A 20,531-nucleotide genomic window follows, 5' to 3' on the forward strand; every position below is an offset into this window, starting at 1 on the left:
TTGGCCATCACCGGGCATCGAGGTCTACCGGCGCAGACGACCGCGCTTGTCGATGCACAGCTACGCACCGAAGTCGCTGGGCGCGCCGACAGCGAGCTGATCGGCATAAGTTGCCTCGCAGATGGTGCCGACAGCCTGTTTGCGCAGGCGGTGCTCGACCTCGGCGGTGGTTTGATCGTTATCGTCCCGGCGCGAAGATATCGTGAGGGCCTGCCCGCCGAGCATCATCCCGTATATGACGAATTACGTTCTGCTGCCACGGAAGTAGTCGAACTCGATCGAGAAGAGTCCGACTCCGAGGCGCACCAGGAAGGCAGCGTGCGCATGCTCGACCAAGCCGACGAGTTGATAGCGGTGTGGGACGGGAAACCGGCGCGCGGCTACGGCGGTACTGCTGACGTGGTGGCCGTCGCTCGTGAGCGTGGCATCCCGGTGACGATTGTGTGGCCGGGCGGAGCCGAGCGGGACTAGGCCGGGATGTAGCGGTCGCGGAGTTTGCGTTTATAGAGCTTGCCGTTGGGGTCGCGCGGTAGTTCAGGCAGGTAGGCGATCGACTTCGGCATCTTGTATTTCGCCAATTGGGTGGCAGCGAAGTCGAGCAGTTCTGTGGTGAGCGCGTCGTCTCCCTGGACATCTTCCGTAGGTTGTACGACCGCTTTCACCTCCTGGCCCCAATCCGGGTGCGGGATACCGAAAACCGCCACGTCCGCGACTTTCGGGTGGGTGATCAGGACGTTTTCGATCTCGGCGGGATAGATGTTCACGCCGCCGGACAGGATCAGGTCCGAGCGCCGGTCGTGCAGGTAGAGGTAGCCGTCCTCGTCGAGGTGACCGATGTCGCCGACGGTGAACAGGTCGCCGACGCGCGAGCCCTCGGTTTTGGTCTTGTCGTGGTGGTACTCGAAACTCGAAGCGCCCATGCGCATATAGACCAAGCCGGGTTCGCCGGCCGGGACCTCGGAACCGTCGTCTTCGCTGAGCACCTTGATCACCGACCACGGCCACGCTTTGCCCACCGACCCCGGCTTACGCAGCCAGTCGGCGCCGGTGATTACCGTCCCGCCGCCCTCGGTGGCCGCGTAGTACTCGGTGACCGTCGGGCCCCACCACTCGAGCATCTGCCGCTTGGTCTGCTGCGGACAGGGCGCGGCACCGTGGACCATACTGCGCAGCGAGGAAACGTCATACTTGGCGCGCACCTCCTCCGGCAACGCGAGCAGGCGGTGGAACTGGGTGGGCACCATATGGCTGTGGGTCACCCGATGCTTTTCGATCAACCGCAGCATCTCTTCCGGGTCCCACCGGTCCATCAGAACGAGCTTATGGCCCAATTGAATCGAGATGGTGGCGAAATTCAGCACCGCCGTGTGATACAGCGGCGAGCCGCAGAGGTGAACGTGATCGTCATAGGGCGCGAGGTCGAACAGGCCGAAGAACGCGGTGGCATGTGGCGCAATGACATCCGGGTCGGCGCCGGTGAGCGGGCGCCGGACTCCCTTGGGGCGCCCCGTGGTTCCCGACGTGTAGAGCATCGGCGCGCCCGTGCTGCGCTCGGACGGTCGCCCGGTGTCCGCAGCGCCGAGCCAGGCGACCGACTTGAAACCCTCGATCTCGCCCACCGCGAACCGCGCCGTCGCAGGCAGCCCCGCTTCATCGGCCGCAGCCTGAGCGGTGGCGGCGAAACGATCGCCGGCGATGAACGCCTTCGCCTCGCTGTCACGCAGGATGTAGGCGACCTCCGGGCCGGTGAGATGCCAATTCACCGCGACGATGTACAACCCGGACTGATATGCCGCGAAGTAGACGGCGATCGCCTCCACCGAGTTGTGCACCATGCTCACCAGCACGTCGCCGGCATTCAGGCCGAGCCCCCGCAAACCGGTGGCGTAACGATTGGCGAGCGTGGCCAATTCGCGATATGTCACCTCGCGGCCGGACGGATCGACCATCGCGATGCGACCGGGTTCGGCTTCCGCGATGTTCCACAGACCGAGAATTCGCACTGACTGCTGCGTCGTCACTCCATTGAATTTAGAACGCGTTCTACCATTCGACAAGGGGCGCCAACCGACGCAATTGCCCGATATCGGGAATGGACACGAGCATCATGGTGACGCCGGCGGCCGCCCAGACACCCAACTCTTGACGGACATGGTCCTCGTCGCCGATGATCGCGGTGTCCAGAATCAGCTCGTCCGGGACAGCCGCCGCCGCTTCGGCCTTCTTGCCCGCCCGGAACAGGCGTTCGATCTCGTCGACCTCCCGGTCGTAGCCCATCCGCCGATACACCTGAGCATGGAAGTTCAGCTCCGGCGCGCCCATGCCGCCGAGGTAGAGCGCCATGATCCAGCGCATGCGCTCCAGCTCGCTCGCCGGGTCGTTGGTGACCACCACCTGGCAACTGGCGGCGATCTCGAAATCGTCCCTACTGCGCCGCGCGCCCGTGCGGGCGAAGCCCTCGTCGAGCCAGTCGTTGTACATCCCGGCCAGCCGCGGCGCGTAGTAGATGGCCAGCCAGCCGTCGGCGATCTCGGCGGTGAGGGCCACGTTCTTCGGCCCCTCCGCACCCAGCCAGATCGGCAAATCCGCACGTAGCGGATGCACGATCGGCTTCAGCGACTTGCCGAGCCCGAGCGAGCCCGGCCCGGTGTAGGGCAACGGGTAGTGCGGGCCGGCACTGGTGACGGGCGCCTCGCGAGCGAGCACCTTCCGCACGATGTCGACATACTCCCGGGTGCGCTGCAACGGCTTGCCGAACGGCTGCCCGTACCACCCCTCCACCACCTGCGGCCCGGAGACGCCGAGGCCGAGAATGGCCCGCCCACCGCTGAGGTGATCGAGGGTGAGAGCGTGCATGGCGGTCGCGGCGGGCGTGCGCGCCGACAACTGCGCCACCGAGGTTCCCAGGCGCACCCGTCGCGTCGAGGAGCCCCACCAGGTGAGCGGACCGAATGCGTCCGATCCCCAGGACTCGGCGGCGAACACGGCGTCAAAACCGGCGTCCTCGGCCGCCACCACCAACTCCTCCGCGTTCGCCGGGGGTCGAGCCATCCAGTACCCGAGCTGCAAGCCGAACTTCACGCCGGACCCCTTTCCGTGCCGGCTCGGCGGCATCCAAGCGCCCGCATAGCTACTGCGCGCACCGCCGCTTGCCAGCAGAGTTAGAACCTGTTCTACTCGATATTGTGACTCAGGGTAATACCGCGTCCACGGCAATCGCGGGTGCGAGTGGCACGGGACTGGACACCGGGGCACGAGCGACAGCCCCGGCGGTGGAGCATGACCGCCCAGGTACCCGCGAGCGCCGCCGATCGGAGCCGGCGCCCGACGTACTGAGTGCGCCCCTGCGAGTGCGTTTCGATTACACCCGCTCCGTGGGAACCACCATCGGAACGTTTCTGACCAACCTGCGCGACCACAAGATCATCGGCGCGCGCGGCTCGGACGGCCGGGTGATCGTCCCGCCGCCGGAATACGACCCGATTACCGCCGAACCGCTGACCGAATTCGTCGATGTCGCCGATACCGGCACCGTCGAATCGTGGACCTGGGTCCGCGAGCCGCTGCCGGGTCAGCCGTTCGACCGCCCGTTCGCCTGGGCTTTGATCCGGCTCGACGGCGCGGACACCGCGTTATTGCACGCGATCGACGTCACGGCCGCTGCGGATATGCGCACCGGCCTGCGCGTTACCGCGCGGTGGGCGCCGGAAACCGAGGGCAGCATCCGCGACATCGCGTGCTTCGCGCCGGGCGAGACGTCCGGCGCGCCTGCCGGACCCGGCGCCGCAGCGGAGCCGGTCACCGTGATCACTACCCCGGTCGACCTGTCCTACAAACACACCGCCTCGCCCCAGGAGACCGTCTACCTGCGCGGACTGGCAGAGGGCAAGCTGATCGGCGCGCGCACCGACGCCGCGGGCAAGGTGTACTTCCCGCCGCGCGGAGCGAACCCGACCGACGGCAGACCGACCAACGATTTCATCGAACTATCCGACCGCGGGACGGTGACCACCTTCTGCATCGTCAATGTGCCGTTCCTCGGTCAGCGGATCAAACCGCCGTACGTGGCGGCGTATGTGCTGCTGGACGGCGCGGACATCCCGGTGCTGCACCTGGTACTCGGCGGCGATGTCAGCGAAGTGCGCATGGGCATGCGGGTGGAAGCGGTGTGGAAGCCGCGCGAGGAGTGGGGCTACAGCCTGGAGAACGTGGACCACTTCCGTCCCACCGGCGAGCCGGACGCCGATTACGCGACCTACTCCCACCACCTCTGAAAGAGGCGTGCCTTGACCGACAACGCCACCGGCATCGCGGTCGTGGGTTTCGCCCACGCACCGCACGTGCCGGAGACCTCTGGCACCAGCAACGGTGTCGAAATGCTGGTGCCCTGCTTCCAGCAGCTCTACGACCGGCTCGGCAGCACCAAGTCCGATATCGACTTCTGGTGCTCAGGCTCCTCTGATTACCTTGCCGGACGGGCATTTTCGTTCATCTCCGCAATCGACGCGATCGGCGCGGTACCGCCGATCAACGAATCGCATGTGGAAATGGACGCCGCGTGGGCGCTCTACGAGGCGTGGGTGAAACTGCGCTCGGGCCAGGCGGAAACCGCTCTGGTGTACGGCTTCGGCAAGTCCTCCGCGGGCGCGCTGCACCGGGTGCTGACCATGCAGCTGGACCCGTATCTGGTGGCGCCGCTGTGGCCGGACGCGCTGTCCATCGCGGGGTTACAGGCCCGCGCCGGGCTCGACGCGGGTCGCTGGACCGAGCGCGAGATGGCAGCCGTGGCCGCGGGCGCGTCCGGCGATGTCGACAGCCTGCTCGACCAGCCGTATGTCGCCGATCCGCTACGCGCGCATGATGTCGCGCCGATCACCGACGGCGCGGCCGCGATCGTGCTGGCGGTGGGCGCCCGCGCCCGCGAACTGTGCGAGAACCCCGCCTGGATCACCGGCATGGCGCACCGGGTGGACACTCCGCTCCTCGGCGCGCGCGATCTCACCGTCTCCCCCTCGACGTCGGCCGCGGCCGCGGCCGTCACCGGTGGCGACAGCAGCGGTTTCGACATCGCGGAATTGCACGCGCCGTTCAGTCATCAGCAGTTGATCCTCACCGAGGCCATCGGCCTGCGCGACGGCACGGCGATCAACCCGTCCGGCGGTGCGCTCGCGGCCAACCCCATGTTCGCGGCCGGCCTGGAGCGCATCGGCTTCGCCGCCGAGGCGATCATGACGGGCGCGGCGAACCGTGCCCTCGCCCATGCCACCAGCGGCCCCGCCCTCCAGCAGAACCTGGTGACCGTCCTGGAATCGGGGTCGTGATGAGTACCGCATCGCGCGGCCGCGGTCGGGCGACAGGTGTGCATCATCCCGCCGCGGTGCTCGGCACCGGACAAACACATCACCGGGCGAAACGCACCGATGTGTCGATGGCAGGCATGTGCCGCGAAGCCATCGATCGGGCCCTCACCGACGCCGGGCTCACCATCGCCGATATCGACGCGGTCGTGGTCGGCAAGGCGCCCGACCTGTTCGAGGGCGTCATGATGCCCGAGCTGTATCTGGCGGACGCCTTGGGCGCCACCGGCAAACCACTGCTGCGCGTGCACACCGCCGGGTCGGTCGGCGGATCCACCGGCATCGTCGCGGCCAACCTGGTGCAGGCGGGCGTGCACCAGCGCGTGCTCGCGGTGGCGTGGGAGAAGCAGTCGGAGTCGAACGCCATGTGGGCGTTGTCGATTCCGGTGCCGTTCACCATGCCGGTCGGCGCGGGCGCGGGCGGCTATTTCGCACCACACGTGCGCTCCTATATCCGGCGCTCCAACGCCCCGGGACATATCGGCGCGATGGTCGCGGTGAAGGATCGCCGCAACGGCGCCAAGAACCCGCTCGCCCATCTGAAACAGCCCGGCATCACGCTGGAATCGGTGCTCGCCTCGCAGATGCTGTGGGACCCGATCCGCTTCGACGAGACCTGCCCCTCCTCCGATGGCGCGTGCGCGATCGTGCTCGGCGACGCCGACGCGGCCGCCGACGTCGAGGCCGCGGGCAGGACGGTCGCCTGGGTGCACGCGACCGCGATGCGCACCGAGCCGACCACCTTCGCCGGGCGCGATCAGGTCAATCCCCAGGCCGGGCGGGACGCGGCCGCCGCACTGTGGGCGGCCGCGGGCATCAGCAACCCACTCGAGGAGATCGACGCGGCCGAGATCTATGTGCCGTTTTCCTGGTTCGAGCCGATGTGGCTGGAAAACCTCGGCTTAGTCCCGCCCGGCGACGGGTGGAAACTCACCGACAAAGGTGAGACCGAGATCGGCGGCATTCTGCCGGTCAACCCGTCCGGTGGTGTGCTGTCCGCCAACCCCATCGGCGCCTCCGGGCTCATCCGGTTCGCCGAGGCGGCCAAGCAGGTCATGGGACGAGCCGGGGACTATCAGGTCGAGGGCGCGCGCAAGGCGCTCGGGCATGCCTACGGCGGCGGGTCGCAGTACTTCTCGATGTGGGTGGTCGGATCGGAGCCGGGATGACCGGGCTGAAGTTCACCGTCGGCATCGCGCTGAGTCCACTCGATCAGTTGCCCGACCTCGCGAAAACGGCGGAAGAATGCGGTTTTTCATCGATCGCCCTGCCGGACTCGCTGTTCTACATGAAGTCCACGGCGGCGAAGTACCCGTACACGCCCGATGGCAGCAGGTTCTGGGGACCGGACACACCCTGGGTCGACCCGCTCATCGGCGCGGCCGCCATGGCCGCCGTGACCAGCCGCATCCGCTTCTACACGAACGTACTGAAACTGGGCTCGCGCAACCCGCTGCTGCTGGCCCGGCAGGTCGGCTCGGTGGCCAACCTGTCCGGTAACCGCTTCGGTTTCGGCGTCGGAATTGGCTGGGCACCAGAGGAATTCGAGTGGTGTGGCGCGCCGTTCGCGCGGCGCGGCGCCCGGGTGGACGAGATGATCGAGGTTATCAAGCTGGTCCTGGCCGGTGGAATGGTCGAGTATCACGGCGAGTTCTTCGACTTCGATCCGTTGCAGATGAGTCCGGCGCCCAGCGAACCGGTGCCGTTCTACATCGGCGGGCACACCGACGCGGCACTACGGCGCGCCGCACGGGTGGGCGACGGCTGGACCTCGGCCATGATGACCTACGACGAGCTGCGGCACACAATTGCAAGGCTCGGCGCATTGCGCGCCGAGTTCGGCAGGGCCGGCGAACCATTCGAAATCCAGGCGGTGTGCGTCGATCGTTTCGGCCGGTCCGGTTATCAGGATCTCGCCGACGCGGGCGTCACCGACGCGATCGTGGTGCCCTGGCTGGCCGACGGCATCGGCTTCGGTGGCCCGCTCGCCGCCAAACAGGACTCGCTGCGCAAGTTCGCGCAGGACAACCTCACCGAACCCATAGCCGAGGAAGCCAAGGGAGCCGAGGGAGCCGAGGGAGCATGAGCGACGAGCATCCAGCCAGAGCGGCGGGCCTCGCCTCGCAGGCCGCGGTTCGAGCGCGCGACAAGCAGGCATGGGTCGCGCTGTTCGCCGAGAACGGCACCGTGGAAGACCCGATCGGCCCCTCCGGCTTCGACCCGGCGGGTGCGGGCCACCACGGCAAGCAGGCCATCGCCGCGTTCTGGGACAAGACGATCGCGCAGACCGACCTGATCGAATTCCGGTTCGACGATTCGTTCGCGTGCGGCAACGAGGTCGCGTTCACGGGCACCATCCGCAGCACCATCGGTGGTCATCGGATCGACGCCGACGGCGTGTTCACCTACCGGGTGGACGACGACGGCAAGATCGTGGCCCTGCGCGCGTTCTGGGAGGTCGACCGCGCCATGGCAACCGCGCGCCCGGTCGACTGAACACCTCGCCGATCCCGGCTGAAAAGGTGCGGCGCGGGCCCCTTTCGGATCTCAGTGTGGGACCGGACAAGTCTTGTAGTCGACCGGGAATTCCTTGATCCCGTTGAGCCAGCCCGAGCGCAGCCGCTTCGCGTCGCCGACCATGGTGATGTCGGGCAGGTGATCGGCGATCGCGTTGAAGATCAGGTCGATCTCCAGCCGGGCCAGGTTCGCCCCGAGGCAGAAATGCGCGCCGGTCCCGCCGAAGGCCAGGTGCGGGTTGTCCGCGCGCAGGATGTCGAACTTCTCGGGATGATCGAAGACCTCCTCGTCGAAGTTGGCCGCGCGATACAGCATGACCACGCGCTGCCCCTTCTTGATCTGCGTGCCAGCCAGTTCGGTATCCGCCAGCGCGGTCCGCTGGAATGAGGTGACCGGCGTGGCCCAGCGGATGATCTCATCGGCCGCCGTGGCGGGCCGCCGCTGCTTGAACAGCTCCCACTGGTCCGGGTTCGCCAGGAACGCCATCATCCCGTGCGAGATGGCGTTGCGGGTGGTCTCGTTGCCCGCCACCGCGAGCATGATCACGAAGAAGCCGAACTCCTCCTCGGTGAGCTTGTCGCCGTCGATATCGGCCTCGACCAGCGTGGTCACGATGTCGCCGGCCGGGCATCGCTTGCGGGAGGCCGCCATCTGGTAGGCGTATCCCAGGATCTCGGTGGAGGCCGCGACCGGGTCGGCGGTCCGCTCCGGGTCGTCGTAGCCGGTCATGTCGTTGGACCAGGCGAACACCTTCATCCGGTCTTCCTGCGGGACACCGATCAGTTCGGCGATGGCTTGCAGCGGCAGTTCACACGCCACCTGGGTGACGAAATCCCCCGAGCCGGCTTCGGCTGCCGCCTGCACGATCGACTCGGCGCGGGCCGACAGCTCCGCGCGCAGGCCGTTGATGGCACGCGGCGTGAACCCACGCGAGATGATCTTGCGCAGCTTGGTGTGCTCGGGCGCGTCCATGTTCAGCAGCACGATGCGTTGCAGCTCGATCTGCGTACGGGCGATGTCGTCGTTGAACCGCGGAATGGCGGTGTTCTCGGCGCTGGAGAACACGTCACTGCGCCGCGAGACCTCCTTGACGTCGGCATGCCTGCTGACCACCCAGAAACCGTCGTCGTGGAACCCGCTGACCTCGGGCGACTGCGGGTTCCACCAGATCGGGGCGGTCCGGCGCAGTTCGGCGAACTCCTCGACCGGAACGCGCTCGGCGTAGATATCCGGGTCCGTGACATCGAACCCCGCCGGGAGATTCGGCCGGGCCTTCCGAGTGTCTGCCACCAGATGTCTCCTTCGACAAACTGAAACACGTTCTATAATTATTGAAGCACAGGCGGGAGAATGAGGAAAGAAACCGGATAGATCCGCCTCTCACAAATGTCATGAACGCGTTTCAGTTTTCCGCTGCTGTAGGAAAGGCCGGAAGGAAAGGTTGGAGATGGGCACACCCGTGATCGTCGAGGCCGCGCGCACGCCGATCGGCAAGCGCGGCGGATGGCTGTCGGGCCTGCACGCGGCCGAACTACTCGGCCTGACGCAACGTGGACTGCTCGAACGAGCACATCTGGACCCCGCGCGGGTCGAGCAGGTCATCGGCGGCTGCGTCACCCAGGCCGGCGAGCAGTCCAACAACGTCACCAGGGTCGCCTGGCTGCACGCCGGCCTGCCCTGGCAGGTCGGCGCCACCACCATCGACACGCAGTGCGGATCGGCCCAGCAGGCCAACCACCTGATCGCGGGGCTGATCGCCGCCGACGCGATCGAAGTCGGCATGGCCTGCGGCGTGGAGGCGATGAGCCGGGTTCCCCTCGGCGCCAATGTCGGCGAGCGCGCCGGAGCACGCAGACCCGCGTCGTGGCAGATCGACCTGCCCGATCAGTTCGCGGCCGCGGAGCGAATCGCCAAGCGGCGCGGCATCACCCGAGCCGACACCGACGAGTTCGGCGCGCGTTCACAGCGTCTGGCAGCGCAGGCATGGGCCGAAGGCCGGTTCGACCGCGAGGTTCTCCCGGTCTCCGCGCCCGCTGTCGATGAGAAAGGAATTCCGACCGGCGAAAAGGTCGAAGTGACAAGGGATCAAGGGCTGCGAGAGACCACCATTGCAGGCCTGGCCAAGCTGAAGCCGGTACTGGAAGGCGGTATACATACCGCCGGATCGTCCTCCCAGATCTCCGATGGCGCCGCCGCGGTCCTGCTGATGGACGAAAAGACCGCGCTGCGTGCCGGTTTGCGTCCGCGAGCGCAGATCCTCGCCCAGGCGATGGTCGGGGCCGAGCCCGAATTCCACCTCGACGGCCCGGTGCAGGCGTGCACGCGGTTACTGGCACGATCCGGCATGAATATCGGCGATATCGACCTTTTCGAGATCAACGAGGCATTCGCATCGGTCGCGCTTTCCTGGACGTCGGTCCACCAGCCGGACATGGATCGGGTCAACGTCAACGGCGGTGCCATCGCACTCGGACATCCCGTCGGCTCCACCGGATCACGCCTTCTCGCAACGGCTTTGCACGAACTGGAACGGAGCGACCGAAGCACAGCAATGATTCTCATGTGCGCCGGTGGCGCACTTGCGACAGGAACCATCATCGAGCTCCTGTGAGCGTTCAACCAATTCGACTGATTGGTTGAACCTTCATCCCCCAGAGCCGAAAACGTGTCGTACGCCACATATAGCCCAGTGCCGGACACCTCATGAGGCTTCAGCTATCTTGCGGCTATCAAGATTCTGCGGCGCGAGACCGCAGCGACGGGCCAGAACCGGCTCGTACCCGGGGTTCTCGAGAGCCGTTGGGGTGACCCGCAAACGCAACCGTCGCAGCACCTTCAGCGTGCTCCGACCTAGAAGCTTCAAGGAAATCCGAAATCAGGCGTAGGTTTTCAGTTACTGAGCCGCTAATATCAATGATAGGTATCCGAGATAACGACTGTTAGTACAGCGAAGGGAATTGGGCGGCTCACAATGGCTGATTTCGCGGCGCGGCTGAACAAGCTGTTCGAAACCGTGCATCCCCCGGGGCGTAAGCCGCACACCAACGCGGAGGTTGCGGCAGCGCTGACAGCCTCCGGACATCCGATCTCGAAGCCGTACCTGTCGCAGTTGCGGTCGGGACAACGGACGAACCCGTCCGATGAGACGGTCGCCGCCCTGGCGAAGTTCTTCAAGGTCAAGCCGGACTACTTCTTCAACGACATCTACGCCGCCAAGATCGATCACGATCTGGAACTGCTGTCCCAGTTGCAGGGCTACGGACTGCGCAGGCTGTCGAGTAGGGCGTTCGACCTGTCCGAAGAATCACAGAACCTGCTCACATCCATGGCGGAGAAGTTGCGGGCCAGCGAAGGCTTGCCCGAAATTCCTCCGGACGGCACCGAATAGGTTCTCCTGCACGGCAACACGGTGCGACCCACAGGGTCGCACCGTGTTGCGTTATGCACGTGCAAATGTGCTTGCAGCACACTGTCGGCGCGCGGGTCGTACCGGAAGAAATAAGGGCACAACCGTGGTCCGGTATGCGGGGTTGCGCGGGTTATCGGCACGCGTAACCAGTTTCGATCGGCGCGCCGCGTCGGCTGTTCGCGCCGAATCAGATTCCCGGCGGCGCAGGTTCGTTCGAATAGCCGACCGGTCGCGCGCTATCGCGCCGGACCCGGCCACCTGCGCGCGAGCAGGCTCGATTCCGAGAAGGCACGCCGAGTAACCGCAGCATAGGTCACGCGATGGTCTGCCATCTGCTGAACCAGCTGAACCAATCGCCTTCGGCGGAGTTATCCGCCGGAAGTCCACCCCGATCTCCTCCGCCGGCTTGCGCGTCCAGCGCGCCATCTCGACGGCTCGCCCGGCCACCGAGGCCGGCACGTCGGACAGCCGACCCGCGTGCAGGACTCCAGAGCGAGATCGTCCAGCGTGCCGGGGAACTCGGGTACCGCTTGCACACGGGGTGTGCGGCCTACGGCCACGCGCCGACCTTTCCTGATCAGTTGAAGCGCTGTTCTCTGCCCGGTCGCCACTCTCACACGGGATTTTCGAATGGAAGGGTGCCCATGGTAGACCTCCGCCTGTCACCGCTCCCTTCAGGGGCTGTGCCGGTCAGCCCCATAGACGGGCTCGGGCGGTGTCGCCTCGGCGATCAGCTCGGCCACGACGGCGCCGAGTTGGGCCGGATCCCAACGGGCGCCGCGGTCGACGGCGACGCCGTGCCGCCACCCGTCGGCCAGCGCTACCTTGCCGCCCTCGACTTCGAACATCCGCCCGGTCACCGCCGCCGACTGTGCACTGCCCAGCCACACGACCAGCGGAGACACATTCTCCGGCGCCATGGCGTCGAAGCCGTTTTCCGGCTCGGCCATCGTCTGCGCGAACACCGTCTCGGTCATCCGGGTGCGTGCGGCCGGGGCGATCGCGTTCACGGTGACGCCGTAGCGGGCGAACTCGGCGGCAGCAGTCAGCGTCAGGCCCGCGATGGCGGCCTTGGCCGCGCCGTAGTTGCCTTGGCCCACACTGCCCTGTAAACCGGCGCCGGAACTGGTGTTGATGATGCGGCCGTCGACCGAACGGCCCGCCTTGGCCTGCGCCCGCCAGTACTCGATCGCGTGCCGCATGGTGGCGAAGTGACCTTTGAGATGCACCCGGATCACCGCGTCCCAGTCCTGCTCGCTGAGGTTGACCAGCATCCGGTCGCGCACGAAACCGGCGTTGTTGACCAGCACGTCCAGCGTGCCGAACGTGTCGACGGCGTGGCGGATGAGGCGGCGAGCGCCGGCCCAGTCCGCGACATCGTCGCCGTTGGCCACGGCCGCGCCGCCGAATTCCTCGATCTCGGCGACCACCTGCTGCGCCGGTGTCTCCGCGGTGGCGGCACCGTCCGGTGCCGAACCGAGGTCGTTGACCACCACGCGGGCACCCGCCGCGGCGAAAGCGCGGGCGTGCGCGCGGCCGATGCCCCGCCCCGCACCGGTGACGATCACGACGCGCCCGGCGCAGATCTGGTCGGCGTCCATCTAGTCCTCTTCCGTCCTCTTCCCAGCGGGGGCTCGGATTCATCTCCGGGTTGTTCAGGACGGCTGCTGCGCCGTGGCGGCGGCCAGGAAAGCGGGTCGCTCGCCGCCGCCGTGTACCAGCAAGGTCGCGCCGCTGACGTAGCCGGCCAGCGGCGAGGCGAGGAAGACCGCGCAGCGGCCGATGTCTTCGGGGCGAGCCATGCGACCCAGGGGGATGGTTCGTCCGATCGCGTCGACACCATTTTGGTCGCCGTAGTGCAGGTGGCGCGATTCGGTGTCGACGAGCCCGACTACCAGTGAGTTGACCCGCACCTTGGGCGCCCATTCGACGGCGAGCGAGGCGGTGAGGCTGTCCAATCCCGCCTTGGCCGCGCCATAGGCCGCCGTGCCCGGCGACGGACGGTGCCCGCTGACGCTGGACACGTTCACGATCGAGCCGCCCTCGCTTTGTCGCTGCATCACCGCGTTGGCCGCCTGGGCCACCAGCAGCGGGGCGAGCAGATTCAACTCGACGACCTTGGCGTGGAAGTTCTTGCTTGCCTGCGCAGCGTGGGCGAAGGGGGCGCCACCCGCGTTGTTGACCAGATGGTCGAGGCGGTCGTAGCGCTCGGCGATGGTCTCGAGCAGCACACCGACCGCGTCCGCGTCGCGGACATCGCACGGAAGGTAGTCGACCGAGCGGCCACCGACCTCGACGGGAACGTCACCAGGCCGCCGCGCACACGCGACGACAGTCGCACCCGCGGCCAGGAACGCTGCGCTCACGCCCGCGCCGACGCCACGCACCCCGCCCGTCACCAGAACGACGCGGCCGGCGAGATCGATATGCAGTGCCACCGTGCTAACCTACCAAGCAACTGCTTGCTTTGCCAACGCGTGCACACACGATGGGACGTGCGATGGGGATCAACCGAGACTCCGAACCCAGCGGGGTCACCGTGGTCACGGTCGACTACCCGCCGGTCAACGCCATCCCGACCGACGGCTGGTTCGCCATCGCCGACGAACTGCGTGCGGCGGGCCGTGATCCGGAGACCAAGGTGGTGGTTTTGCGCGCGACCAACCGCGGTTTCAACGCGGGCGTGGATATCAAGGAGATCCAGCACAAGCCCGGCCACCAGGCGCTGATCGACGTGAACCACGGCTGCTTCGAAGCCTTCGCCGCGGTCTACGAGTGCCAGGTGCCGGTCATCGCCGTGGTGCAGGGCTTCTGCCGCGGCGGCGGCATCGGGCTGGTGGGCAACGCGGATGTCGTGATCGCCTCCGATGACGCCACATTCGGTCTGCCGGAGGTGGATCGGGGTGCGCTCGGCGCAGCGACCCACCTGGCGCGGCTGGTACCCCAGCATCTGATGCGCGCGCTGTTCTACACCGCGGGCACGGTCACCGCACAGCAGTTGCACCAGTACGGCTCCGTTTACCAGGTGGTGCCGCGCGCCGAGCTCGACGCGGCCGCCTCGGCCTTGGCCGAGCGCATCGCGGCCAAGGACGGCCGGGTGATCCGGGCGGCGAAGCGGGCGTTGAACGGCATCGATGTGCAGGACGTGCACCGCAGCTACCGGTACGAGCAGGGGTTCACCTTCGAACTCGCGCTCGCGGGCGTCGCCGACGAGATCCGCGCGCGATTCGACGACGATCTCGCGGCGCGCAAGACCGAGCGGTGAACAGCTTGCGGGGACAACGGTCCGCCCATCGAACAGAGAGCGAAAAGGGATGCGGGACAAGCGGATGTCGCTCGAGGAGGTCGTCGGCGAGCTGCGCAGCGGGATGACCATCGGCATCGGCGGCTGGGGTTCGCGGCGCAAGCCGATGGCGCTGGTTCGGGCCATCGTGCGATCGGACCTCACGGATCTGACCGTGGTCGGCTACGGCGGACCCGACTTCGGGCTGCTGTGCTCGGCGGGAAAGGTACGCAAGGCGTATTACGGCTTCGTGTCACTGGATTCGCCGCCGTTCTACGACCCGTGGTTCGCCAAGGCACGAACCTCCGGCGCGCTGGTCGCCCGCGAGCTGGACGAGGGCATGCTGAAGTGCGGGCTGGAGGCGGCCGCGGCACGGCTGCCGTTCCTGCCGATCCGAGCTGGACTCGGATCGGATGTCCCGACCTTCTGGGCAGGCGAGCTGAAGACGGTCGAATCGCCATACTCGGTGGACGGCACACCCGAGACGTTGATCGCCATGCCCGCGTTACGCCTCGATGTCGCGCTGGTCCACCTGAACCTCGGCGACCCGCACGGCAATGCGGCCTACACCGGCGTGGACCCGTATTTCGACGATCTGTTCTGCCTGGCGGCGCAGCGGCGCTACGTCTCGGTGGAACGGGTCGTGGCGACCGATGAACTGGTGAAAAGCGTCCCCCTGCAAGCGCTGCTGCTCAATCGCATGATGGTCGACGGCGTGGTGGAAGCCCCGGGCGGGGCGCATTTCACCCTGGCCGCGGACAGCTACGGCCGCGACGAGAAGTTCCAGAAGCACTACGTCGAGTCCGCCGGGACATCGGAAACCTGGCAGCGGTTCGTCGCCACCTACCTGTCCGGGTCCGAGGAGCAATACCAAGCGGCCGTGCGCCGATTCGCCGAGCAGGGGTAATGGGGCAAGTAGGCGAGATCCAGGAAGCGAGGTAGGGCACGATGACCGGCACCGAGACCGCAACCCGCGCCGAGGTGTGCGCGGTCGCCTGCGCGGAGATCTTCTGGGGTGCGGGGGAAATCGTGGCCAGTCCGATGTCGCCGATGGCCGTCCTCGGCGCCCGGCTGGCGAGGCTCACCACCGAGCCGGATCTGCTGCTTTCGGACGGCGAAGCGCTGTTGCTCGCCGAGACTCCCCCGCTGGGCGCGAAGGCGCCGATCGAGGGCTGGCTTCCGTTCCGGAAGGTCTTCGACGTGGTGGCCTCCGGCCGCAGACATGTGGTGATGGGAGCCAACCAGATCGACCGCTTCGGCAACCAGAACCTCTCGGCGTTCGGTCCGCTGCAACAGCCGACCCGGCAGATGTTCGGTGTGCGTGGCGCGCCGGGCAACACCCTCAATCACGCCACCAGCTATTGGATCGCACGACACTCCAGGCGCGTGTTCACCGATCGGGTCGACATCGTCTCGGGTGTGGGATACGACAAGGTGGACCCCGCCGATCCCGCCTACCGTTTCTTTCATCTGCACCGCGTGGTGACCAACCTGGGTGTCTTCGATTTCGAAGGTCCCGGCCACACCATGCGTGCCCGCAGCCTGCACCCCGGCGTCACCGCCGATGAGGTCGCGGAGAACACCGCGTTCGAGATCGCCGGACTCGCCGGCGCGGACGAGACCCGCTCGCCGACCGCCGAGGAGCTGCGCTTGATCCGGGAGGTACTCGACCCCCACAAGGTGCGGGAAACCGAGGTCCCGTCATGAATGAGCGAGCCATCGACACACGACAACCCCGCCGAGCATCAGCGAGGCAACGGCAATGACCGCCGGGCTCGACGGCGGCGTCCGGCCGGACCACGTAGACGCCCGCGAATGCCGAGGACACCGCATGAGCGGTCAGACCCGAAGGCGGCAGCGCAGCATCACCACGCAGGGTCCCGCACATGCGCGAAAGGACACCACATGACCGCACATCTGCGCACCGCGTTGACCGATCTGGTGGGTATCGAGCACCCGATCGTCCAGGCCGGTATGGGGTGGGTGGCGGGTCCCGGGCTGGTCTCGGCGACAGCACAGGCGGGCGGCCTCGGCATCCTCGCCTCCGCCACCATGACCCTCGCGGAGCTCGAGGCCGCCATCGCGAAGACCAAGGCGCGCACCGCGAAACCTTTCGGCGTCAACATTCGCGCCGACGCCGCGGACGCCCGCGAACGGATGGATCTGCTGATCCGGGAGAAGGTGGCGGTGGCCTCGTTCGCGCTCGCGCCCGACCGCGATTTGATCGCGCGCCTGAAAGACGCGGGCGTGGTGGTCATCCCGTCGATCGGCGCGGCCAAGCACGCGGTCAAGGTGGCGTCCTGGGGTGCGGACGCGGTGATCGTGCAAGGCGGCGAGGGCGGCGGGCACACCGGCCCGGTGGCCACCACCTTGCTGCTGCCCTCGGTGCTGGACGCGGTCGACATTCCGGTGGTCGCGGCGGGCGGGTTCTTCGACGGACGCGGCCTGGCCGCCGCCCTGTCCTACGGCGCGGCGGGGATCGCGATGGGCACCCGGTTCCTGCTCACCCAGGAGAGCGCGGTCCCGGACGCCGTCAAGCAGGAGTACCTGCGCAGGCAACTCCAGGACACGGTGGTGTCGGTCAAGGTCGACGGCATGCCGCACCGGGTGCTGAACACCGAGCTGGTCCAGCGCCTGGAACAGTCGGGCCGCTGGCGCGGGCTCACGGCGGCGCTCGGCAATGCCGCCCGGTTCAAAAGCATGACCGGCATGAAGTGGTCGACCATGGTCCGCGACGGCCTGGCTATGCGAAAGACCAAGGACCTCACCTGGTCCCAGGTCGTGATGGCCGCGAACACGCCGATGCTGCTGCGCGCAGGTCTGGTCGATGGCGATACCCGGGCAGGTGTCCTCGCCGCCGGACAGGTCACCGGGATCATCGATGACCTGCCGACCTGCAAGGAGTTGATCGATCGGATCATCGCCGACGCGGTCGCCCGGATCGATGCGCTCTGCGCGCTGCGGGACAAGAAGCAGTCGGCGGCGCTCCGGCGTGAGTGACCCCCTCCGACCGGAGAGCGCGGCCGCCGCCGTCGGTATTCCGACCGCGCATCACCCTTCTCGTGCAGGGGACACCGGCGCAGCGCCGCCATGAGCGGGCGTAGCGGGACTCCCGGCCCACGACCCGCGGACGACGGTATCGATTTTCGCGGCACCCGTGGGAGCCCAGGCCGCTGCGGCACTGATCGCCGGAGAAGCCACCGCGACGGTAGACGCCACGTGGAAGAGATCCGGCCTGATCGCTTCGTACGGTACCTCGGCCGACCCGAAGTCGCCGCCGCGCCGCTGGTCGGTCTCGGTCAGCGCGGCTGACGCTCGATGATGGTGGTGTTGGCGGTGCCGCCGCCCTCGCAGATGGTCAGCAAGCCGTAGCGGCCTCCGATCCGTTCCAGTTCATTGAGCAGCGTGGCGAAAAGCTTTGCGCCGGTGGCGCCAAGGGGATGGCCGAGGGCGATCGCTCCGCCATTGACGTTGACCCGCTGCGGGTCGGCCCCGGTCTCGGTCAACCAGGCCAGCACCACCGGCGCGAACGCCTCGTTGATCTCGACCACATCGATGTCGTGGATGGTGAGCCCGGACTTCTCCAACGCCCACTTGGTCGCCGGGATGGGCGCGCTCAGCATGAAGATCGGATCCGCGCCGCGCGCGCTCACATGGTGAATGCGCGCCCGCGGCGTCAGGCCGTATTCCCGCACCGCCCATTCGGAAGCGAGCAGGGTGGCGGCGGCGCCGTCGGAAATCTGGCCGGCTACCGCCGCGGTGAGCGGGCTGCCCTCGGACAGTGGCGGCAGCGCGGCCATCGTCGCCAGACTGGTCTCGCGGGGGCCCTGGTCGAGCCAGAAATCGCCGACCGGCACGATCTCGTTGTCGAAGCGGCCGTTCATGATCGCGGCGCGGGCCCGCTCATGGCTACGCAGCGCCCAGCGCTCCATGTCCTGCCTGCTGATGCCCCACTTCTCGGCGATCAACTCGGCCCCACGGAATTGCGAGACCGCGCCGGTGCCGTAGCGGTGGTCCCAGCCTTCCGCGCCGACGAACGGCGAGTCGAAGCCGTATTCCTCGCCCGCGAGCATCGCCGCGGAGATCGGGATCGCGCTCATGTTCTGCACCCCACCGGCCACGATTATTTCGGCGGTGCCGCTCATGATGGCCTGGGCGCCGAAATTGATCGCCTGCTGGCTGGAGCCGCACTGCCGGTCCACCGTGACGCCGGGAACCTGTTCGGGGTAGCCCGCCGTAAGCCACATGGTGCGGCCGATATTGCCCGCCTGCGGACCGATGTTGTCGACGCACCCCACGATGACGTCGTCCACATCGCCAGGGTCGATCGGGGTGCGGTCCAGCAGACCGCGCAGCGCGATCGCCCCCAGATCGGCTGGATGCACGCCCGCCAGCGCGCCGCCGCGCTTGCCGACCGGGGTGCGCACCGCATCGATCACGTAGGCGTCCCGCACCGGGGCGTATGGACGGGCCCCGGAAGACCCGGAAGATGCGGACATGACGGACTCCTACGTGGTGTGCTCGGGCAGCGTGAGCCCGTCGAGCACGATGGTCAGGTATTGCTTGGCGAGGTTGTCGACGGTGACGGACCCACCGGGCCGGTACCAGCGCACCGCGACCCACACCGTGTCCCGTAGGAATCGGTAGGCCAGTTCGACGTCGAGTTCCGGCCGGAAACTGCCGTCCTGTACGCCGTTGGTCAGCACCCGGTGCCAGAGTTCCCGGAATTCACGGTTGTAGTCGGCGATGTAGGTGAATCGCTCGGCGGTGCGCAACCGCTTGGCCTCGGCCTGGTAGATCGCCACCGCGGCATGCCAGCGGTCGAACGACTCGTAGGACGCGAGCACCAGGGCTGCCAAGGTGTCGCGTGAACTCGGTCCGGCGGCGACGATCTCGCGGTATCGACCGAACAGGTCATCGAGGAAGCCGCGCAGGATCTCGTCCACCATCGACTCTTTGGAATCGAAGTGATGGTAGAGGCTCCCCGATAAGATCCCGGCCGCGTCGGCGATGTCACGCACGGTGGTGGCGCGCAATCCCCGCTCGGCGAACAATTCGGCCGCCAGGGCGAGCAGTTCACTGCGCCGTGCTGATTTCGAGGCCTCTGGTGCGGTCACGCGGCAATCATACAACCAAGCATTTGCTTGGCAGAACGATCAGCTCAACGCGCCGAGTAGCGCAGCGGAGAGGAAACCGAGAGGTCGGCGAGCAGTCGATCGCAGATCTCCACCGGCGAGACACCCGCCCGGGCCATCCGCGCGACGAGCGCGAGACGGCGTTCGCAGGTGTCCCATTCCACGGTGAGCCGGCCACGGTCCGGTCCCGCGTCCACGGTGGCCAGCACCCGCGGCGGGCCGCCGAGGACGGGTTCCTCGCTCAGTTCCAGCAGCATGCCGCGTTGCCAAGCCCGATAGGTCTCCATGTCGGCGTCGATCACCAACTTGTCGGTGGCCGCGCACAACCCCCGGGCGATCTCCTCGGCGAACCGCACCCCGTCGATACGGAGTTTCCGGCATTTCGCGAGTACCGCGAGCAGATCCGCGCGCACCTCACACAGCAGAGCCGTCTGACGCCGCCTGCGCCGCTCGTCTTCGGTTTCGGAATCACCGGACAGGGAGCCGAGCCCGATACGCTCGGCGCGCGCCAGATCCGCGCTCAGCGCGCCGCGCGCGACTACACCCTCGTCGACGGCGTACTGCCGGAGAATGCGGGCGGCCGCCATCGCGACCGCGCGTTCGGAGGTGTGCTCGATGAGCTCGGCACCGAGGGTGAGCGCCGAGAGCACCAGGCTGTCCGATCGCCGCCTGGCCAGCGCGAGGTCTCGGGCCGAGTCGAGTTCCAGTTGTTCGCTGGCAGCTGGGCGATCCAGGCCCATAGCCATCGCCCCCTTGGAGAACGCGGTTTCGATCCCGTCCAGCATGGCACACCTGTGCGCTGTCCGGCGCGCCCTTTTCCACCTGATCAG

At 67.4% G+C, this 20,531-nt stretch carries 20 protein-coding genes; 12 read left to right on the plus strand and 8 right to left on the minus strand.

Annotation, left to right across the window (positions count from 1 at the left end):
- Positions 1 to 471, plus strand: coding sequence for a hypothetical protein (locus tag ACT86A_RS19275; protein ID WP_445093555.1), 471 nt, complete (start codon positions 1 to 3; stop codon positions 469 to 471).
- On the opposite strand, the gene ACT86A_RS19280 is transcribed toward ACT86A_RS19275, so the two are convergent.
- Together ACT86A_RS19280 and ACT86A_RS19285 are read right to left on the minus strand one after the other, a co-directional pair.
- Positions 468 to 2,021, minus strand: coding sequence for an acyl-CoA synthetase (locus tag ACT86A_RS19280; RefSeq protein WP_445093556.1), 1,554 nt, complete (start codon positions 2,019 to 2,021; stop codon positions 468 to 470). The genes ACT86A_RS19275 and ACT86A_RS19280 overlap by 4 nt on opposite strands.
- A gap of 22 nt (positions 2,022 to 2,043) precedes the next feature.
- On the minus strand, positions 2,044 to 3,081 hold the full coding sequence (locus ACT86A_RS19285; protein ID WP_445093557.1) for an LLM class F420-dependent oxidoreductase: 1,038 nt from the start codon (positions 3,079 to 3,081) through the stop codon (positions 2,044 to 2,046).
- A gap of 191 nt (positions 3,082 to 3,272) precedes the next feature.
- Between ACT86A_RS19285 and ACT86A_RS19290 the strand changes: the two genes are divergently transcribed.
- Genes ACT86A_RS19290 through ACT86A_RS19310 form a run of 5 tightly spaced genes read left to right on the plus strand, consistent with a single transcriptional unit; the run spans position 3,273 to position 7,853 of the window.
- Positions 3,273 to 4,274, plus strand: a complete 1,002-nt coding sequence (locus tag ACT86A_RS19290; RefSeq protein WP_445093677.1) for a Zn-ribbon domain-containing OB-fold protein — start codon at positions 3,273 to 3,275, stop codon at positions 4,272 to 4,274.
- Positions 4,275 to 4,286: 12 nt separating this feature from the next.
- Positions 4,287 to 5,321, plus strand: coding sequence for a thiolase family protein (locus ACT86A_RS19295; RefSeq protein WP_445093558.1), 1,035 nt, complete (start codon positions 4,287 to 4,289; stop codon positions 5,319 to 5,321).
- The gene (locus tag ACT86A_RS19300; protein ID WP_445093559.1) at positions 5,321 to 6,526 is read left to right on the plus strand and encodes a thiolase family protein; all 1,206 of its coding nucleotides are present in this window, start codon (positions 5,321 to 5,323) and stop codon (positions 6,524 to 6,526) included. The genes ACT86A_RS19295 and ACT86A_RS19300 overlap by 1 nt, the downstream gene beginning before the upstream one ends.
- 5 nt (positions 6,527 to 6,531) lie before the next feature.
- Positions 6,532 to 7,443, plus strand: coding sequence for a TIGR03619 family F420-dependent LLM class oxidoreductase (locus tag ACT86A_RS19305; protein ID WP_445093678.1), 912 nt, complete (start codon positions 6,532 to 6,534; stop codon positions 7,441 to 7,443).
- A complete protein-coding gene (locus ACT86A_RS19310; protein ID WP_445093560.1) occupies positions 7,440 to 7,853 on the plus strand; it encodes a nuclear transport factor 2 family protein in 414 nt (137 codons plus the stop codon). Before ACT86A_RS19305 ends, ACT86A_RS19310 begins: the two co-directional genes overlap by 4 nt.
- A 51-nt stretch (positions 7,854 to 7,904) precedes the next feature.
- On the opposite strand, the gene ACT86A_RS19315 is transcribed toward ACT86A_RS19310, so the two are convergent.
- Entirely contained in the window at positions 7,905 to 9,164 is a 1,260-nt protein-coding gene (locus ACT86A_RS19315) for a cytochrome P450 (protein WP_445093561.1), read from the minus strand.
- Between the two features lie 157 nt (positions 9,165 to 9,321).
- Between ACT86A_RS19315 and ACT86A_RS19320 the strand changes: the two genes are divergently transcribed.
- Positions 9,322 to 10,485 carry a steroid 3-ketoacyl-CoA thiolase gene (locus ACT86A_RS19320; RefSeq protein WP_445093562.1) on the plus strand — a complete coding sequence of 388 codons (1,164 nt, stop codon included), beginning with the start codon at positions 9,322 to 9,324 and terminating at the stop codon, positions 10,483 to 10,485.
- A 360-nt stretch (positions 10,486 to 10,845) separates the two neighbouring features.
- Positions 10,846 to 11,262 carry a helix-turn-helix domain-containing protein gene (locus tag ACT86A_RS19325; protein ID WP_011207048.1) on the plus strand — a complete coding sequence of 139 codons (417 nt, stop codon included), beginning with the start codon at positions 10,846 to 10,848 and terminating at the stop codon, positions 11,260 to 11,262.
- A gap of 695 nt (positions 11,263 to 11,957) precedes the next feature.
- Here ACT86A_RS19325 and ACT86A_RS19330 read toward each other — a convergent pair.
- Together ACT86A_RS19330 and ACT86A_RS19335 are read right to left on the minus strand one after the other, a co-directional pair.
- On the minus strand, positions 11,958 to 12,884 hold the full coding sequence (locus tag ACT86A_RS19330) for an SDR family oxidoreductase (RefSeq protein WP_445093563.1): 927 nt from the start codon (positions 12,882 to 12,884) through the stop codon (positions 11,958 to 11,960).
- Between the two features lie 54 nt (positions 12,885 to 12,938).
- Positions 12,939 to 13,721 carry an SDR family oxidoreductase gene (locus ACT86A_RS19335; RefSeq protein ID WP_445093564.1) on the minus strand — a complete coding sequence of 261 codons (783 nt, stop codon included), beginning with the start codon at positions 13,719 to 13,721 and terminating at the stop codon, positions 12,939 to 12,941.
- 62 nt (positions 13,722 to 13,783) lie between these two features.
- Between ACT86A_RS19335 and ACT86A_RS19340 the strand changes: the two genes are divergently transcribed.
- From ACT86A_RS19340 to ACT86A_RS19355, 4 genes are all read left to right on the plus strand, one after another.
- On the plus strand, positions 13,784 to 14,548 hold the full coding sequence (locus ACT86A_RS19340; RefSeq protein WP_445093565.1) for an enoyl-CoA hydratase family protein: 765 nt from the start codon (positions 13,784 to 13,786) through the stop codon (positions 14,546 to 14,548).
- A 49-nt stretch (positions 14,549 to 14,597) separates the two neighbouring features.
- The gene (locus tag ACT86A_RS19345) at positions 14,598 to 15,473 is read left to right on the plus strand and encodes a CoA transferase subunit A (protein ID WP_445093566.1); all 876 of its coding nucleotides are present in this window, start codon (positions 14,598 to 14,600) and stop codon (positions 15,471 to 15,473) included.
- A gap of 41 nt (positions 15,474 to 15,514) precedes the next feature.
- On the plus strand, positions 15,515 to 16,273 hold the full coding sequence (locus ACT86A_RS19350) for a CoA-transferase subunit beta (protein ID WP_445093567.1): 759 nt from the start codon (positions 15,515 to 15,517) through the stop codon (positions 16,271 to 16,273).
- 198 nt (positions 16,274 to 16,471) lie between these two features.
- On the plus strand, positions 16,472 to 17,566 hold the full coding sequence (locus ACT86A_RS19355; RefSeq protein ID WP_445093568.1) for an NAD(P)H-dependent flavin oxidoreductase: 1,095 nt from the start codon (positions 16,472 to 16,474) through the stop codon (positions 17,564 to 17,566).
- Between the two features lie 299 nt (positions 17,567 to 17,865).
- On the opposite strand, the gene ACT86A_RS19360 is transcribed toward ACT86A_RS19355, so the two are convergent.
- Genes ACT86A_RS19360 through ACT86A_RS19370 form a run of 3 tightly spaced genes read right to left on the minus strand, consistent with a single transcriptional unit; the run spans position 17,866 to position 20,486 of the window.
- Positions 17,866 to 19,065: an acetyl-CoA C-acetyltransferase gene (locus ACT86A_RS19360; protein WP_445093569.1), complete on the minus strand. Its 1,200-nt coding sequence runs from the start codon at positions 19,063 to 19,065 to the stop codon at positions 17,866 to 17,868.
- A 9-nt stretch (positions 19,066 to 19,074) separates the two neighbouring features.
- On the minus strand, positions 19,075 to 19,683 hold the full coding sequence (locus ACT86A_RS19365) for a TetR/AcrR family transcriptional regulator (protein WP_445093570.1): 609 nt from the start codon (positions 19,681 to 19,683) through the stop codon (positions 19,075 to 19,077).
- A 44-nt stretch (positions 19,684 to 19,727) separates the two neighbouring features.
- Positions 19,728 to 20,486, minus strand: a complete 759-nt coding sequence (locus tag ACT86A_RS19370) for a hypothetical protein (RefSeq protein ID WP_445093571.1) — start codon at positions 20,484 to 20,486, stop codon at positions 19,728 to 19,730.
- Positions 20,487 to 20,531: the final 45 nt, after the last annotated feature.

It is taken from the genome of Nocardia glycosmidis (assembly GCF_052545115.1).

Coding starts and splice junctions, on each gene's coding strand:
- ACT86A_RS19360 (WP_445093569.1), bottom strand. CDS start 19,065: ATGTCCGCATCTTCCGGGTCTTCCGGGGCCCGTCCATACGCCCCGGTG.
- ACT86A_RS19300 (WP_445093559.1), top strand. CDS start 5,321: ATGAGTACCGCATCGCGCGGCCGCGGTCGGGCGACAGGTGTGCATCAT.
- ACT86A_RS19355 (WP_445093568.1), top strand. CDS start 16,472: ATGACCGCACATCTGCGCACCGCGTTGACCGATCTGGTGGGTATCGAG.
- ACT86A_RS19310 (WP_445093560.1), top strand. CDS start 7,440: ATGAGCGACGAGCATCCAGCCAGAGCGGCGGGCCTCGCCTCGCAGGCC.
- ACT86A_RS19320 (WP_445093562.1), top strand. CDS start 9,322: ATGGGCACACCCGTGATCGTCGAGGCCGCGCGCACGCCGATCGGCAAG.
- ACT86A_RS19370 (WP_445093571.1), bottom strand. CDS start 20,486: ATGCTGGACGGGATCGAAACCGCGTTCTCCAAGGGGGCGATGGCTATG.
- ACT86A_RS19345 (WP_445093566.1), top strand. CDS start 14,598: ATGCGGGACAAGCGGATGTCGCTCGAGGAGGTCGTCGGCGAGCTGCGC.
- ACT86A_RS19350 (WP_445093567.1), top strand. CDS start 15,515: ATGACCGGCACCGAGACCGCAACCCGCGCCGAGGTGTGCGCGGTCGCC.
- ACT86A_RS19340 (WP_445093565.1), top strand. CDS start 13,784: ATGGGGATCAACCGAGACTCCGAACCCAGCGGGGTCACCGTGGTCACG.
- ACT86A_RS19325 (WP_011207048.1), top strand. CDS start 10,846: ATGGCTGATTTCGCGGCGCGGCTGAACAAGCTGTTCGAAACCGTGCAT.
- ACT86A_RS19330 (WP_445093563.1), bottom strand. CDS start 12,884: ATGGACGCCGACCAGATCTGCGCCGGGCGCGTCGTGATCGTCACCGGT.